This window comes from Streptococcus mitis, assembly GCF_047463435.1.
Lineage (GTDB): Bacteria > Bacillota > Bacilli > Lactobacillales > Streptococcaceae > Streptococcus > Streptococcus mitis_DS.
This window is the reverse complement of the sequence record NZ_JASHDW010000003.1, coordinates 1-14296: the sequence shown is the minus strand read 5'-3', so window position 1 is coordinate 14296 and position 14296 is coordinate 1. Positions and strand designations below refer to the sequence as shown.

Sequence of the window (14296 nt, the reverse complement as noted above, 5' to 3'; positions counted from 1 at the left end):
CAAGGGATTGTTGTATTTTTTAACCAAGAGCCTCTCTTTTCTTATCTGGATTCCAGACGAAGCTTGCGATAAAGCTAAAGATGATGGTTAAGATAGCAAGGATAATGGCAAGGATGAGGGCAGGGATGCGGATAAACCACCAGAGTGGGTTCGGTTTTTTATCGTTGTGCCATTGTTTCGTTTCTTGGTCCAGACGTTGGAATTCTGTTTGGATACGGTCTGCAACCATTTCGATTCCTTCATCATTCATTTTCTTGATGTCTGAAATATCGATTGGATTTCCAAAGTTCATGTCGACACGTTCACGGCTAACCAAGCCCTTCAAAGTCATGGGACCTGTGTAGGTAACTGGCATGATACGAACCTTGGCCATTTTGGCAATCAGGGCTACGCCACCCTTAACATCGTTTGAGTGACGGCTTCCACTTGGAAACATGATGAGAGAGCGGTCACTTTTTTTTAGGACATTGATAGGATATTTTATGGCAGAGGCGCTAGGATTTTCACGGTCGATAGGAAAGGCACCACACATACGAATCCACCAACCAAAAATACGGTTAGTAAAGAGTTCTTTTTTGGCCATAAAGATGAACTGTTTTGGCTTAGTCGCAAAGGCCATATAAACTGGATCCCACCAGGTGCGGTGAGGCGCAACCAGGATATAATTTTCATCTTGATTAGGAATTTTATCGGTATTATGGTAGTGGGCATTGCCATTGATGGACCATAGTAGCAATACAACCAATCCACGTAAATAAGTATAAAACATGCGATCTCCTTCGATTCTTTTCTTGTTAATATTATACCTTATCAAAGGAGGGCTGGCAAACTTTTTCCCTTGACTAGGTGCATATTTGGGATGAGATTAGAATTCTTTTAGAAAAAATGATATGATATAATTTATGGATAAAAATAAGATTATGGGATTAACCCAAATAGAAGTCAAGGAAAGACAGGCTAAGGGCTTGGTCAATGATTTTACCGCATCGGCTAGTACCAGCACTTGGCAAATCGTTAAACGAAATGTCTTTACTCTTTTTAATGCTTTGAACTTTGCTATTGTTTTGGCACTAGCCTTTGTGCAGGCTTGGAGCAATCTGGTCTTCTTTGCTGTTATCTGCTTTAACACCTTTTCTGGTATTGTGACCGAGCTGCGGGCTAAACACATGGTAGATAAGCTCAATCTCATGACCAAGGAAAAGGTCAAAACCATTCGTGATGGACAGGAAGTTGCCCTCAATCCTGAAGAATTGGTGCTAGGAGACGTCATTCGTTTGTCTGCTGGGGAGCAGATTCCCAGTGATGCCTTGGTTCTGGAAGGATTTGCGGAAGTCAATGAAGCCATGTTGACGGGGGAAAGTGATTTGGTGCAAAAGGAAGTTGACGCCTTGCTTTTGTCAGGAAGCTTCCTAGCAAGTGGGTCAGTTTTGGCTCAAGTCCACCATGTCGGTGCTGACAACTATGCTGCCAAACTCATGCTGGAAGCCAAGACCGTTAAACCTATTAACTCCCGTATCATGAAATCGCTGGATAGGTTAGCAGGTTTTACTGGGAAGATTATCATTCCTTTTGGTCTGGCTCTCTTGCTAGAAGCCTTGCTTTTAAAAGGTTTGCCTCTTAAGTCGTCCGTTGTAAATTCGTCGACAGCCCTACTGGGAATGTTGCCTAAGGGAATTGCCCTTTTGACCATTACTTCGCTCTTGACTGCAGTGATTAAGTTGGGCTTGAAAAAGGTCTTGGTGCAGGAGATGTACTCTGTTGAGACCCTGGCGCGCGTGGATATGCTCTGTCTGGACAAGACGGGCACCATCACCCAAGGAAAAATGCAGGTGGAGGCTGTTCTTCCGCTGATGGAAGATTATGATGAAGAGGCTATTGCCAGCATCCTGACTAGTTACATGGCTCATAGTGAAGATAAAAATCCAACAGCCCAAGCTATTCGAAAGCGTTTTGTGGGAGAAGTTTCTTATCCTATGCTTTCCAATCTTCCTTTCTCAAGCGATCGCAAGTGGGGAGCTATGGAATTGGAAGGTTTGGGGACAGTTTTCTTAGGTGCGCCTGAGATGTTGCTGGACTCTGAAGCCCCAGAAGCCAGGGAGGCCTTGGAGAGAGGGTCACGTGTCTTGGTCTTAGCTCTCAGTCAGGAGAAATTAGACCATCACAAACCACAGAAACCATCTGATATTCAGGCTCTAGCCTTGCTAGAAATCTTGGACCCGATACGAGAAGGAGCAGCTGAGACGCTGGACTATCTTCGTTCTCAAGAAGTGGGACTCAAAATCATTTCTGGGGACAATCCAGTTACGGTATCCAGCATTGCCCAGAAGGCTGGTTTTGCAGACTATGACAGTTATGTAGATTGCTCAAAAATTACGGATGAGGAATTGATTACTATGGCTGAGGAGACAGCTATTTTCGGACGTGTTTCCCCTCATCAAAAGAAACTCATCATCCAAACACTGAAAAAAGCGGGGCATACAACAGCTATGACAGGGGATGGAGTTAATGATATCCTGGCCCTTCGTGAGGCGGATTGTTCTATCGTGATGGCTGAGGGAGATCCAGCGACTCGTCAGATTGCCAATCTGGTTCTCTTGAACTCTGACTTTAATGATGTTCCTGAGATTCTTTTTGAAGGTCGTCGTGTGGTTAATAATATTGCCCACATTGCACCGATTTTCTTGATAAAGACCATCTACTCATTCTTGCTCGCAGTTATCTGTATCGCCAGTGCTTTACTAGGTCGGTCTGAGTGGATCTTGATTTTCCCCTTCATTCCGATCCAGATTACCATGATTGACCAGTTCGTGGAAGGGTTCCCACCATTCGTTCTGACTTTTGAGCGAAATATCAAACCTGTTGAGCCAAACTTCCTCAGAAGATCCATGCTTCGTGCTCTACCAAGTGCTCTCATGGTTGTGTTCAGCGTTCTTTTTGTGAAAATATTTGGAAGTAGCCAAGGTTGGTCTGAGTTAGAAATTTCAACTCTACTCTATTATCTCTTGGGGTCAATTGGTTTCTTATCTGTATTTAGAGCCTGCATGCCATTTACCCTATGGCGTGTCCTCCTGATTGTTTGGTCAGTAGGAGGCTTCCTAGCCACAGCTCTCTTCCCAAGAATTCAAAAACTGCTTGAAATTTCAACCTTAACAGGACAAACATTACCTGTTTATGGTGTCATGATGTTGGTCTTTACCGTGATTTTCATCCTGACTAGTCGCTATCAAGCCAGAAAATAAAGAAAGGCTGCAATCTGTGGATTGCGGTCTTTTTAGGTACAAGATTGCCAGCTGAAATGTGGTATAATAAGAGGTAATAGAGTTTTGGAAAGTGAGAGAAAATGATTTCAAAGAGATTAGAATTAGTGGCTTCCTTTGTGCCACAGGGAGCTATTTTACTAGATGTGGGAAGTGACCATGCTTATCTGCCTATCGACTTGGTCGAAAGAGGAAAAATCGAAAGTGCCATTGCAGGTGAGGTGGTGGAAGGTCCCTACCAATCTGCAGTCAAAAATGTTGAGGCTCACAGCCTAAAGGAGAAAATCCAGGTTCGTTTAGCCAATGGCTTGGCAGCCTTTGAAGAGTCAGACCAAGTGTCTGTCATTACCATTGCTGGTATGGGTGGTCGTTTGATTGCTAGGATTTTAGAAGAAGGCTTGGACAAGTTAGCTAATGTAGAACGATTGATCCTTCAGCCCAATAATCGTGAAGACGACTTGCGTATCTGGCTACAAGAGAACGGATTTCAGATTGTAGCTGAAAGCATCTTAGAAGAAGCTGGCAAGTTTTACGAGATTTTGGTGGTGGAAGCAGGACAAATGAAGCTATCAGCCAGTGATGTTCGCTTTGGACCTTTCTTGTCCAAAGAGATCAGTCCAGTCTTTGTCCAAAAATGGCAAAAAGAAGCTGCTAAGCTAGAGTTCGCCCTTGGACAAATCCCTGAAAAAAATTTGGAAGAACGTCAAGTTCTAGTAGATAAAATTCAAGCCATCAAGGAGGTGCTCCATGTTAGCAAGTGAAGTGATTAACGTGTATGAAGCCTTTTGTCCTCAGGAATTTTCCATGGAGGGAGACAGTCGTGGTCTGCAAATTGGCACTTTGGACAAGGATATCCAAAGGGTCATGGTGGCTCTCGATATTCGTGAAGAAACGGTGGCTGAAGCCATTGAAAAGGGTGTGGACTTGATTATTGCCAAGCACGCGCCGATTTTCCGTCCTATCAAGGACTTGGTATCTAGCCGTCCGCAAAATCAGATTTACATCGACCTCATCAAGCATAACATTGCAGTTTATGTCAGCCATACCAATATTGATATCGTTGAAAATGGTCTCAATGATTGGTTCTGTCAGATGCTAGGTATCGAAGAAACGACCTATCTGCAGGAGACAGGTCCTGAACGTGGAATTGGACGTATTGGGAATGTTCAGCCTCAGACATTTGGGGAATTGGCCCAGCATGTCAAGCAAGTCTTTGGTTTAGATAGCCTTCGATTGGTGCATTATCAAGAGAGAGATTTGCAGAAGCCTATTTCAAGAGTGGCCATCTGTGGTGGTAGCGGGCAGTCTTTCTATAAGGATGCTTTGGCAAAGGGGGCAGATGTTTATATCACTGGTGATATTTACTACCACACTGCTCAGGATATGCTGTCTGATGGCTTGCTAGCCTTGGACCCAGGTCACTATATCGAAGTGCTTTTTGTAGAAAAAATTGCAGAGCTTCTTAATCAATGGAAAGAGGAAAAAGGCTGGACTATTGATATCTTACCTAGTCAAGCATCGACCAATCCTTTCCACCATATCTAGTTAGAAGGTGAAGACAATGAAAAAAGTTGCCATTATTGGAGCAGGGATTGTAGGTGCAACAGCTGTCTACTACCTCTCGAAAGAAAGTGATCTAGAAGTAACAGTCTTTGATCATGGACAAGGTCAGGCTACTAAGGCCGCAGCAGGAATTATCAGCCCCTGGTTTTCCAAACGCCGCAATAAGGCCTGGTACAAAATGGCGCGCTTGGGGGCTGACTTTTATGTGGATTTATTAGCAGATTTAGAGAAGTCAGGACAAGAAATCGACTTTTACCAGCGTTCGGGAGTCTTTCTCCTGAAAAAGGATGAAACTAAGTTGGAAGAACTCTATCAACTAGCCCTCCAGCGTAGAGAAGAATCTCCTTTGATAGGGCAATTAGCCATTCTGGACTCAGCATCAGCTAATGAATTATTCCCTGGCTTGCAGGAATTTGATCACCTGCTCTATGCTTCTGGTGGAGCGAGAGTAGATGGCCAACTTTTAGTGACTCGTTTGCTGGAAGCCAGTCACGTCAAGCTGGTCAAAGAAAAAGTGACTCTGATACCTTTAGCATCAGGTTACCAGATTGACGAAGAGGTGTTTGATCAGGTTATTTTGGCGACGGGAGCTTGGTTGGGACATCTGTTAGAGCCTTTAGGTTATGAAGTAGATGTTCGTCCCCAAAAGGGGCAACTCCGAGATTATCAACTTGCCCAAGACATGGAAGCTTACCCTGTTGTTATGCCAGAAGGGGAGTGGGATTTGATTCCTTTTGCAGGTGGGAAATTATCCCTAGGCGCTACCCATGAAAATGATATGGGATTTGATTTGACGGTAGATGAAACCTTACTCCAACAAATGGAGGAGGCAGCCTTGCCTCACTATCCAGTCTTGGCAGTAGCGACTTCAAGAGCTGAGCGTGTGGGAATCCGTGCCTATACCAGTGATTTCTCTCCTTTCTTTGGACAAGTACCTGGCTTATCAGGTGTCTATGCTGCTAGTGGACTAGGTTCCTCAGGCCTCACAACTGGTCCTATCATTGGTTACCATCTAGCTCAACTGATCCAAGACAAGGAGTTGACCTTGGACCCTCTAAACTACCCAATTGAAAACTATGTCAAACGGGTAAAAAGCGAATAAGCATTTTACTGAAATTTTATCCTACCCTCTAGGATGGCAAATGACATTCCCTATCAAAAATGGTAAAATAAGAAAAAATAATCTGAGAATCGAGGAAAGAAGATGCAAGAAAAGATTTTGGTAACGGGTGGAGCAGGTTTTATCGGAACCCACACTGTTATTGAGTTAATCCAAGCAGGTCATCAAGTTGTTGTGGTGGATAACCTTGTTAATAGTAACAGAAAAAGTTTAGAAGTTGTTGAAAGAATCACAGGAGTTGAAATTCCGTTTTATGAGGCAGATATCCGTGACACAGATACACTCAGAGATATTTTCAAGCAAGAAGAACCAACTGGTGTCATTCATTTTGCTGGCTTGAAGGCTGTCGGTGAATCTACCCGTATTCCTCTTGCCTACTATGACAATAATATCGCTGGAACTGTTAGTCTTTTGAAGGTCATGGAAGAAAACAACTGTAAAAACATCATTTTCAGTTCTTCTGCGACAGTTTACGGAGATCCTCATACAGTGCCAATCTTGGAAGATTTCCCACTTTCAGTGACCAATCCATATGGCCGTACCAAACTCATGCTTGAGGAAATTTTGACCGATATCTACAAGGCAAACTCAGAATGGAATGTGGTCTTGCTTCGTTACTTTAACCCAATCGGAGCTCATGAAAGTGGAGACCTAGGAGAAAATCCAAATGGTATTCCAAACAACCTCTTGCCATATGTGACTCAAGTAGCCGTTGGAAAATTAGAGCAAGTGCAAGTGTTTGGAGATGATTACGATACGGAAGATGGAACTGGTGTTCGTGACTATATCCACGTTGTCGATTTGGCTAAAGGTCACGTTGCAGCTCTGAAAAAAATCCAAAAAGGTTCAGGCCTAAACGTTTATAACCTTGGAACAGGTAAAGGCTACTCAGTTCTTGAAATTATCCAAAACATGGAAAAAGCGGTGGGACGTCCAATTCCTTACCGTATCGTAGACCGTCGCCCAGGGGATATCGCAGCCTGCTATTCAGATCCTGCAAAAGCCAAAGCAGAACTCGGCTGGGAAGCAGAATTAGGCATCACCCAAATGTGTGAAGACGCATGGCGTTGGCAAAGCAAGCATCCAAATGGATTTGAAGACTAAGATGGTGATGTCAATCATTGTCCCCTGTTTAAACGAAGAGGAAGTACTTCCTCTTTTTTATCAGGCTTTGGAAGCTTTACTTCCAGATTTGGAGACAGAAATCGAGTATGTCTTTGTCGACGATGGATCAAGTGATGGGACCTTGGAACTCTTAAAGTCCTATCGGGAGCAAAATCCGGCAGTTCATTATATTTCTTTCTCTCGAAATTTTGGCAAAGAAGCAGCTCTCTATGCAGGCTTGCAATATGCGACAGGAGATTTGGTGGTGGTGATGGATGCAGACCTCCAAGATCCTCCTAGTATGTTGCTTGAGATGAAAGCTCTACTAGACAAAAATGCAGACTTGGACTGTGTTGGAACACGCAGAACCAGTCGAGGGGGAGAACCCTTCTTTCGCAGTTTCTGTGCTAATCTCTTTTATCGTCTTATGCAAAAAATTAGTCCAGTAGCCTTGCCGTCAGGTGTCCGTGATTTTCGCATGATGAGAAGATCTGTAGTGGATGCCATTTTAAGCTTGACTGAGTCCAATCGCTTTTCGAAGGGACTCTTTGCCTGGGTCGGCTTTAAAACCCACTATCTGGACTATCCAAATGTCGAAAGGCAGGCTGGCAAGACCAGTTGGAGTTTTAGGCAACTCTTTTTCTACTCTATTGAAGGGATTGTTAACTTTTCAGATTTTCCCTTGATTATCGCCTTTGTGGCAGGTCTCTTATCTTGTTTTATTTCTCTACTTATGACCTTTTTTGTTGTAGTTCGAACCCTTATTTTGGGCAATCCGACATCGGGTTGGACCTCTCTGATGGCTGTTATTCTCTTTCTCGGAGGGATTCAACTCTTGACCATTGGGATTCTCGGCAAGTATATCAGTAAGATTTATCTAGAGACTAAAAAAAGACCACTTTATCTCGTCAAAGAAAAAAGTGACCTTCCTGATTTTACAGAAAAAAATAAAGAGAAAAGACTATAATTTTGCATGGAAATATGCTAAACTAGAAGGAGTGGAACGTTCTTGTCGATATCAGGGTTAATCTTTAATCAAGGCACGTGTTGGACAGTTTCTAACAGCTTCTACGACGTCCTGACTAGGAGAGATTTCTTTTTCTAGTTGGTCAGGGTCATCGTAAAAACGCACGATTCCATTATCGTGGTAATCAAATAATTCAGAATAAGTTTGGCAAAGCCCGCAGGCAATGCAGCGTTCAGGTATAAGTGTGATTTTCATATTTATATTGTAATAAGAAAAGTAAAAAAAAACAAGGAGTAAGGTATGGCAAAAGAACCGTGGCAAGAAGATATTTATGAGAATCAAGAAGAAACAAGATCAGAACGTCGCAAGAGAGAACAAGGTGGAGGAGTGCTGGCTAATCGTATCTTGACTATTTTAGCAAGTATTTTCTTTGTGATTGTAGTCGTGATGATTATTGTTCTGATCTATCTTTCATCGGGTGGGAGTAATCGCACAGCAGCCTTGAAAGATTTTCACGATTCAGATACAAAAGTAGAGCAAGTTTCTTCTACATCTAGTAGTAGTTCAGAGCAGGCATCTTCTAGTTCAGAGGAGAAGGTAGAAGAGTCATCTAGTAGCTCAGAACATCCAAATGATCCAGAAGGAACTACAAAAGTTATGGCTGGAGAAGGAGAAGCAGCTATTGCCGCTCGTGCAGGTATTTCAATTGCTCAATTAGAAGCATTGAATCCTGGACATATGGCTACAGGATCTTGGTTTGCAAATCCTGGAGATGTGATTAAGACTAGATAGGAGTCATAAATGAAGACGATTCAAATTGCTATCGATGGTCCAGCTTCCAGTGGTAAGAGTACGGTTGCTAAGATTATTGCTAAAGATTTTGGGTATACCTATCTAGATACAGGTGCTATGTATCGTGCAGCGACCTACATGGCTCTCAAGAACCAATTAGGAGTTGAACAAGTTGAAGAACTTTTAGCCTTATTGGACCAGCATCCAATCAGTTTTGGACGCTCAGAAACTGGAGAACAACTTGTCTTTGTAGGAGATGTGGATATTACCCATCCTATTCGTGAACATGAAGTGACCAATCATGTTTCAGCTATTGCAGCAATTCCTGAAGTACGAGAGAAACTAGTTTCTCTCCAACAAGAGATTGCCCAGCAAGGTGGGATTGTCATGGACGGTCGCGATATTGGGACTGTTGTATTGCCACAAGCAGAATTGAAAATTTTCCTAGTAGCTTCGGTAGATGAAAGAGCAGAGCGCCGTTACAAGGAAAATATTGCCAAGGGAATTGAAACAGACCTTGAAACCCTAAAAGAGGAAATTGCTGCGCGTGACTACAAGGATAGTCATCGTGAGACTTCACCTCTCAAACAAGCAGAGGATGCTGTCTACCTTGATACAACTGGTTTGAACATTCAAGAAGTAGTTGAAAAAATCAAAGCAGAAGCTGAAAAAAGAATGTAAATGTAGAGAAGCCGATAGATTGATATCGGTTTTTTTCTAAATTTGTCAAAATGCTGATTTTAAGGTATAATAGTTGCTGTTCGAGAAATTTTGATTTTCAAAGAATAGTGAATGATGATAAGGAGAAACCATGAACAACCTACCAAATTGCCCAAAATGTAACTCAGAGTATGTCTACGAAGACGGTGCCCTACTGGTTTGCCCAGAGTGTGCTCATGAGTGGAATCCTGCTGAAGTTGCAGATGTAGAAGAGGGCCTTGTTGCTATCGATGCCAACGGGAATAAATTGGCTGACGGTGATACTGTAACCCTCATCAAGGACTTGAAAGTAAAAGGTGCGCCAAAAGATTTGAAACAAGGGACGCGCGTGAAAAATATCCGCATCGTAGAGGGCGACCACAATATCGACTGTAAAATTGATGGCTTTGGTGCCATGAAACTCAAATCAGAGTTTGTGAAGAAAATTTAAGCATGTCAAAACACTATAAACTTGTATTTTATAGCCGTATCTTCTTGTTTCTAGCGGCTTTTACGGGAGTTTATCTTGAAATCGCCAAGCATGGTGGATTTGGGATGTTGCTCTATTATACGGTTCTGTCCAACCTTTTAGTCGCGATTTTTACGCTCTATCTCCTAAAGGTTATGAGCCGTTTAGGTGAAAACTGGCAAAGACCAAGTCTCTTGCGCTTAAAAGGTGGGGTCACCATGAGTATCATGATTACCTGTGTGATTTACCATTTCCTCTTGGCACCCATTGCGACTAATTTCTATACTCTAGAAAATTTCCTTTGCCACTATATCGTTCCCCTCTGGTTTTTAGCAGATACCCTCTTTTTTGACAAACAGGGTCAATACAAGATTTGGGATCCAATTGTGTGGACGATTTTACCCTTGCTTTATATGATTTTTGCTCTTTTTAATGGCTTGGTACTGAAACTTGATGTTCCTAATTCTAAGGTCAGTCCCTTCCCTTACTTCTTTTTGAATGTGAACAAGGGTTGGGATGTCGTGTTCAAGTGGTGTCTGATTATCTTTGTTGCCTATATGGTGGCAGGATTTATCTTCTACTTTATTAAGCAAATCAAGAGAAAGTCATCCTAATACTCTTCGAGAATCTCTTCAAATCACGTCAGTTTCGCCTTGCCGTATATATAGTTACTGACTTCGTCAGTTTCATCTACAACCTCAAAACCATGTTTTGAGCTGACTTCGTCAGTTCTATCTACAACCTCAAAGCAGTGCTTTGAGCAACCTGCGGCTAGCTTCCTAGTTTGCTCTTTGATTTTCATTGAGTATAAGACACAAGGGATTCATTTTCTAGTTTAAGAAGGAGTCTATACACCAAAGAGGCTTCTTCTTTTCTTGCCTGTTTGATAACTATCAAAAAAGTAGAAGATTAAGAGAAATATAGAAAGAGATTTCATGAAACAATTTTTAGAACGGGCCAGTATTTTGGCTCTCTCTCTCGTTTTGATTACATCCTTTTCCATCTCGAGTGCCCTGCCAGCCATGTTTGACTATTATCAAGGTTATCCTAAGGAACAAATTGAGCTCTTGGCGAGCTTGCCTTCCTTTGGAATCATGATTATGTTATTACTAAATGGTTTCTTAGAAAAAATATTTCCTGAGCGCTTACAGATCAGTTTGGGATTGCTGATTTTATCACTAAGTGGAACTGCTCCCTTTTGGTACCAAGCTTATCCTTTTGTCTTTGGAACACGGATTCTTTTTGGTTTAGGTGTTGGGATGATCAATGCCAAGGCCATTTCTATTATCAGTGAACGCTATCAAGGAAAAACGAGAATTCAGATGTTAGGGCTACGCGGTTCTGCAGAGGTCGTTGGGGCTTCTCTCATTACCTTGGCAGTCGGCCAATTGTTGGCCTTTGGTTGGACAGCTACTTTCTTAGCTTATAGTGCTGGATTTTTAGTTCTGATCCTTTATCTGCTCTTTGTACCTTATGGAAAAGAAAAGAAAGAAGTCAAGAAAAAAACGAAGGAAGCAAGTCGCTTAACTCGGGAAATGAAGGGCTTGATTTTTATCTTAGCTATTGAAGCGGCGGTTGTAGTTTGTACCAATACAGCTATTACCATCCGTATTCCAAGTCTGATGGTGGAAAGAGGACTGGGAGATGCCCAGTTATCTAGTTTTGTTCTTAGTGTCATGCAGTTAATCGGGATTGTGGCTGGTGTGAGTTTTTCTTTCCTGATTTCAATATTTAAAGAGAAACTGCTCCTCTGGTCTGGTATTACCTTCGGCTTGGGGCAAATTGTGATTGCCTTGTCTCCATCCTTGTGGGTGGTAGTGGCAGGAAGTATTCTGGCTGGCTTTGCCTACAGTGTAGCCTTGACGACAGTCTTTCAACTTGTCTCTGAAAGAATTCCAGCTAAACTCCTCAATCAAGCAACCTCATTTGCAGTTTTAGGCTGTAGTTTCGGAGCCTTTACGACTCCATTCGTTCTAGGTGCAATTGGCTTATTAACTCACAATGGGATGTTGGTCTTTGCTATCTTAGGATCTTGGTTAATTGTAACCTCTATCTTTGTCATGTACCTACTTCAAAAGAGAGCTTAGGATTGGTTTCCTAAGTTTTTCTTTTTTGGATTTTTGTACCCAGACACTATTTGATTTAGGGCCTTGTTTACAGACTAATTTCTTGATAAAATAGAAGTTATGACAAGATATAAAGCAACTATTTCCTATGATGGTTACGCCTTTGCTGGTTTTCAGCGCCAGCCTCATGCGCGTAGTGTTCAGGAAGAAATTGAAAAAACCTTGACCAAGTTAAATAAAGGGCAAGCCATTACTGTTCACGGTGCTGGTAGGACAGATAGTGGGGTTCATGCCCTGGGACAGGTTATTCATTTTAACCTGCCTTATCAAATGGATGAGGAGAAGCTCCGTTTTGCTCTAGACACTCAGTCCCCTGAAGATATTGATGTGATTTCGATTGAGCTTGTGGCGGATGATTTTCATTGCCGTTATGCTAAGCACAGTAAGACCTATGAGTTTATCGTGGATAGGGGCCGTCCCAAAAATCCGATGCGCCGTCACTATGCCACCCACTTTCCTTATCCGCTTGATGTGGAACGGATGCGGGAGGCTATCAAAAAATTAGAAGGCACTCATGATTTCACCGGCTTTACAGCCTCTGGGACTAGTGTAGAGGATAAGGTTCGCACCATCACAGAAGCTAGTCTTAGGGTTGATGAGACAGGCCAGTTTTTGACCTTTACCTTTTCAGGAAATGGTTTCTTGTATAAGCAGATTCGTAATATGGTGGGGACACTGCTTAAAATCGGCAATAACCGCATGCCAGTAGAGCAGATTGACCTCATCTTGGAGAAAAAGGACAGGCAGCTTGCAGGTCCCACTGCAGCACCAAATGGTTTATATTTAAAGGAGATTCGTTATGAAGAATAATCGTATTTTAGCACTTTCTGGAAATGATATTTTTAGTGGTGGTGGTTTGTCAGCTGATTTGGCTACTTATACCTTGAACGGCTTGCATGGCTTTGTAGCAGTGACTTGTTTGACAGCCTTGACGGAAAAGGGCTTTGAAGTCTTTCCAACTGACGATACCATTTTTCAACATGAATTAGATAGCTTGCGTGATGTGGAGTTTGGGGGAATTAAGATTGGTCTTCTCCCTACTGTCAGTGTGGCTGAGAAGGCATTGGACTTTATCAAGAAACGCCCAGGAGTGCCTGTGGTTCTGGATCCTGTCTTGGTCTGCAAGGAAACGCACGACGTAGCAGTTAGTGAACTCTGCCAAGAGTTGATTCGCTTTTTCCCTCATGTCAGTGTGATTACGCCTAATCTTCCTGAAGCAGAATTACTAGCTGGTCAGGAAATTAAAACCTTGGAAGACATGAAAACTGCAGCTCAGAAATTGCATGACTTAGGAGCGCCAGCAGTCATTATCAAGGGAGGCAATCGCCTTAGTCAGGACAAGGCTGTAGATGTCTTTTATGACGGACAAAACTTTACAGTCCTAGAAAATCCTGTCATCCAAGGGCAAAATGCTGGCGCAGGTTGTACCTTTGCCTCTAGCATTGCCAGTCACTTGGTTAAAGGTGATGAACTTTTATCAGCAGTAGAAAGCTCTAAGGCTTTCGTTTACCGTGCCATTGCACAAGCAGATCAGTATGGAGTAAGACAATATGAAGCAAACCAAAACAACTAAAATCGCCCTTGTATCCCTCTTAACCGCCCTTTCTGTGGTTCTAGGCTATTTCTTAAAAATTCCAACACCGACAGGCATTCTAACTCTTTTAGATGCTGGTGTCTTCTTTACGGCCTTCTACTTTGGTAGTCGTGAAGGGGCTGTAGTAGGAGGACTAGCAGGTTTCTTGATTGACCTCTTATCAGGCTATCCTCAGTGGATGTTCTTTAGCTTGGTCAACCATGGCTTGCAGGGATTTTTCGCAGGATTTAAAGGAAAAACTCAGTGGTTAGGCCTTATCTTAGCAACGATTGCCATGGTAGGGGGTTACGCCTTGGGTTCTACATTGATGAATGGCTGGGCTGCAGCCCTACCAGAAATTTTACCAAATTTCATGCAAAATATAGTAGGGATGATTGTAGGATTTATTCTTAGTCAAAGTATCAAGAAGATTAAGTAAAGAGACTGAGTCAAAAGTCTTTCAAATAAGAAAAACGCATAGTATCAGGTGTTGAAAACTTGGCTCTTTGTCAACTGTAGTGGGTTGATGAAAAGCTAAGCTCGAGAAAGGACAAATTTCGTCCTTTCTTTTTTGATATTCAGAGCGATAAAAATCCGTTTTTTGAAGTTTTCAAAGTTCCGAAATC

General features: G+C 42.5%; 16 protein-coding genes. 14 read left to right on the top strand and 2 right to left on the bottom strand.

What is annotated here, in order from left to right; translation table 11 throughout:
- Positions 1 to 19: 19 nt before the first annotated feature.
- Positions 20 to 769 (bottom strand): lysophospholipid acyltransferase family protein, encoded by a 750-nt coding sequence (locus tag QM843_RS02320; protein ID WP_064275970.1) that lies wholly within the window; start codon positions 767 to 769, stop codon positions 20 to 22.
- A gap of 133 nt (positions 770 to 902) precedes the next feature.
- Between QM843_RS02320 and QM843_RS02315 the strand changes: the two genes are divergently transcribed.
- The 6 genes from QM843_RS02315 (at position 903) to QM843_RS02290 (ending at position 8011) form a co-directional block, all read left to right on the top strand.
- Entirely contained in the window at positions 903 to 3239 is a 2337-nt protein-coding gene (locus tag QM843_RS02315) for a cation-translocating P-type ATPase (RefSeq protein ID WP_237447007.1), read from the top strand.
- A gap of 101 nt (positions 3240 to 3340) precedes the next feature.
- Positions 3341 to 4018, top strand: coding sequence for a tRNA (adenine(22)-N(1))-methyltransferase (locus QM843_RS02310; protein ID WP_201058882.1), 678 nt, complete (start codon positions 3341 to 3343; stop codon positions 4016 to 4018).
- The gene (locus QM843_RS02305) at positions 4005 to 4802 is read left to right on the top strand and encodes a Nif3-like dinuclear metal center hexameric protein (protein ID WP_237447006.1); all 798 of its coding nucleotides are present in this window, start codon (positions 4005 to 4007) and stop codon (positions 4800 to 4802) included. The genes QM843_RS02310 and QM843_RS02305 overlap by 14 nt, the downstream gene beginning before the upstream one ends.
- 16 nt (positions 4803 to 4818) lie before the next feature.
- Positions 4819 to 5922, top strand: coding sequence for an NAD(P)/FAD-dependent oxidoreductase (locus tag QM843_RS02300; protein ID WP_371483477.1), 1104 nt, complete (start codon positions 4819 to 4821; stop codon positions 5920 to 5922).
- Positions 5923 to 6024: 102 nt separating this feature from the next.
- Complete coding sequence (gene galE, locus QM843_RS02295) at positions 6025 to 7044, top strand: UDP-glucose 4-epimerase GalE (RefSeq protein ID WP_049502394.1); 1020 nt, start codon at positions 6025 to 6027, stop codon at positions 7042 to 7044.
- A 1-nt stretch (position 7045) separates the two neighbouring features.
- Complete coding sequence (locus QM843_RS02290; protein WP_143953023.1) at positions 7046 to 8011, top strand: glycosyltransferase family 2 protein; 966 nt, start codon at positions 7046 to 7048, stop codon at positions 8009 to 8011.
- A 57-nt stretch (positions 8012 to 8068) separates the two neighbouring features.
- Here the strand turns inward: QM843_RS02290 and QM843_RS02285 are convergent, their stop codons facing one another.
- Positions 8069 to 8266 carry a ferredoxin gene (locus tag QM843_RS02285; RefSeq protein WP_004235080.1) on the bottom strand — a complete coding sequence of 66 codons (198 nt, stop codon included), beginning with the start codon at positions 8264 to 8266 and terminating at the stop codon, positions 8069 to 8071.
- Positions 8267 to 8311: 45 nt separating this feature from the next.
- Here QM843_RS02285 and QM843_RS02280 point away from each other — a divergent pair, with 45 nt between their 5' ends.
- From QM843_RS02280 to QM843_RS02245, 8 genes are all read left to right on the top strand, one after another.
- The gene (locus QM843_RS02280) at positions 8312 to 8803 is read left to right on the top strand and encodes an SAG1386/EF1546 family surface-associated protein (protein WP_023946238.1); all 492 of its coding nucleotides are present in this window, start codon (positions 8312 to 8314) and stop codon (positions 8801 to 8803) included.
- 9 nt (positions 8804 to 8812) lie between these two features.
- Complete coding sequence (cmk, locus tag QM843_RS02275; RefSeq protein ID WP_371483474.1) at positions 8813 to 9484, top strand: (d)CMP kinase; 672 nt, start codon at positions 8813 to 8815, stop codon at positions 9482 to 9484.
- Positions 9485 to 9614: 130 nt separating this feature from the next.
- On the top strand, positions 9615 to 9953 hold the full coding sequence (locus QM843_RS02270; RefSeq protein WP_001061584.1) for a zinc ribbon domain-containing protein YjdM: 339 nt from the start codon (positions 9615 to 9617) through the stop codon (positions 9951 to 9953).
- 2 nt (positions 9954 to 9955) lie between these two features.
- Entirely contained in the window at positions 9956 to 10585 is a 630-nt protein-coding gene (locus tag QM843_RS02265) for a Pr6Pr family membrane protein (protein WP_000033942.1), read from the top strand.
- Between the two features lie 321 nt (positions 10586 to 10906).
- Positions 10907 to 12058 (top strand): MFS transporter, encoded by a 1152-nt coding sequence (locus tag QM843_RS02260; RefSeq protein WP_023946242.1) that lies wholly within the window; start codon positions 10907 to 10909, stop codon positions 12056 to 12058.
- A gap of 99 nt (positions 12059 to 12157) precedes the next feature.
- Positions 12158 to 12907 carry a tRNA pseudouridine(38-40) synthase TruA gene (truA, locus tag QM843_RS02255; protein WP_023946244.1) on the top strand — a complete coding sequence of 250 codons (750 nt, stop codon included), beginning with the start codon at positions 12158 to 12160 and terminating at the stop codon, positions 12905 to 12907.
- Positions 12897 to 13670 carry a bifunctional hydroxymethylpyrimidine kinase/phosphomethylpyrimidine kinase gene (locus tag QM843_RS02250; protein WP_414304433.1) on the top strand — a complete coding sequence of 258 codons (774 nt, stop codon included), beginning with the start codon at positions 12897 to 12899 and terminating at the stop codon, positions 13668 to 13670. Before truA ends, QM843_RS02250 begins: the two co-directional genes overlap by 11 nt.
- The gene (locus QM843_RS02245; protein WP_173234673.1) at positions 13648 to 14109 is read left to right on the top strand and encodes an ECF transporter S component; all 462 of its coding nucleotides are present in this window, start codon (positions 13648 to 13650) and stop codon (positions 14107 to 14109) included. The genes QM843_RS02250 and QM843_RS02245 overlap by 23 nt, the downstream gene beginning before the upstream one ends.
- Positions 14110 to 14296 lie beyond the last annotated feature (187 nt).

Coding starts and splice junctions, on each gene's coding strand:
- QM843_RS02245 (WP_173234673.1), top strand. CDS start 13,648: ATGAAGCAAACCAAAACAACTAAAATCGCCCTTGTATCCCTCTTAACC.
- QM843_RS02320 (WP_064275970.1), bottom strand. CDS start 769: ATGTTTTATACTTATTTACGTGGATTGGTTGTATTGCTACTATGGTCC.
- QM843_RS02285 (WP_004235080.1), bottom strand. CDS start 8,266: ATGAAAATCACACTTATACCTGAACGCTGCATTGCCTGCGGGCTTTGC.
- cmk (WP_371483474.1), top strand. CDS start 8,813: ATGAAGACGATTCAAATTGCTATCGATGGTCCAGCTTCCAGTGGTAAG.
- galE (WP_049502394.1), top strand. CDS start 6,025: ATGCAAGAAAAGATTTTGGTAACGGGTGGAGCAGGTTTTATCGGAACC.
- QM843_RS02265 (WP_000033942.1), top strand. CDS start 9,956: ATGTCAAAACACTATAAACTTGTATTTTATAGCCGTATCTTCTTGTTT.
- QM843_RS02260 (WP_023946242.1), top strand. CDS start 10,907: ATGAAACAATTTTTAGAACGGGCCAGTATTTTGGCTCTCTCTCTCGTT.
- QM843_RS02310 (WP_201058882.1), top strand. CDS start 3,341: ATGATTTCAAAGAGATTAGAATTAGTGGCTTCCTTTGTGCCACAGGGA.
- QM843_RS02305 (WP_237447006.1), top strand. CDS start 4,005: ATGTTAGCAAGTGAAGTGATTAACGTGTATGAAGCCTTTTGTCCTCAG.
- QM843_RS02315 (WP_237447007.1), top strand. CDS start 903: ATGGATAAAAATAAGATTATGGGATTAACCCAAATAGAAGTCAAGGAA.
- QM843_RS02290 (WP_143953023.1), top strand. CDS start 7,046: ATGGTGATGTCAATCATTGTCCCCTGTTTAAACGAAGAGGAAGTACTT.
- QM843_RS02250 (WP_414304433.1), top strand. CDS start 12,897: ATGAAGAATAATCGTATTTTAGCACTTTCTGGAAATGATATTTTTAGT.
- QM843_RS02300 (WP_371483477.1), top strand. CDS start 4,819: ATGAAAAAAGTTGCCATTATTGGAGCAGGGATTGTAGGTGCAACAGCT.
- truA (WP_023946244.1), top strand. CDS start 12,158: ATGACAAGATATAAAGCAACTATTTCCTATGATGGTTACGCCTTTGCT.
- QM843_RS02270 (WP_001061584.1), top strand. CDS start 9,615: ATGAACAACCTACCAAATTGCCCAAAATGTAACTCAGAGTATGTCTAC.
- QM843_RS02280 (WP_023946238.1), top strand. CDS start 8,312: ATGGCAAAAGAACCGTGGCAAGAAGATATTTATGAGAATCAAGAAGAA.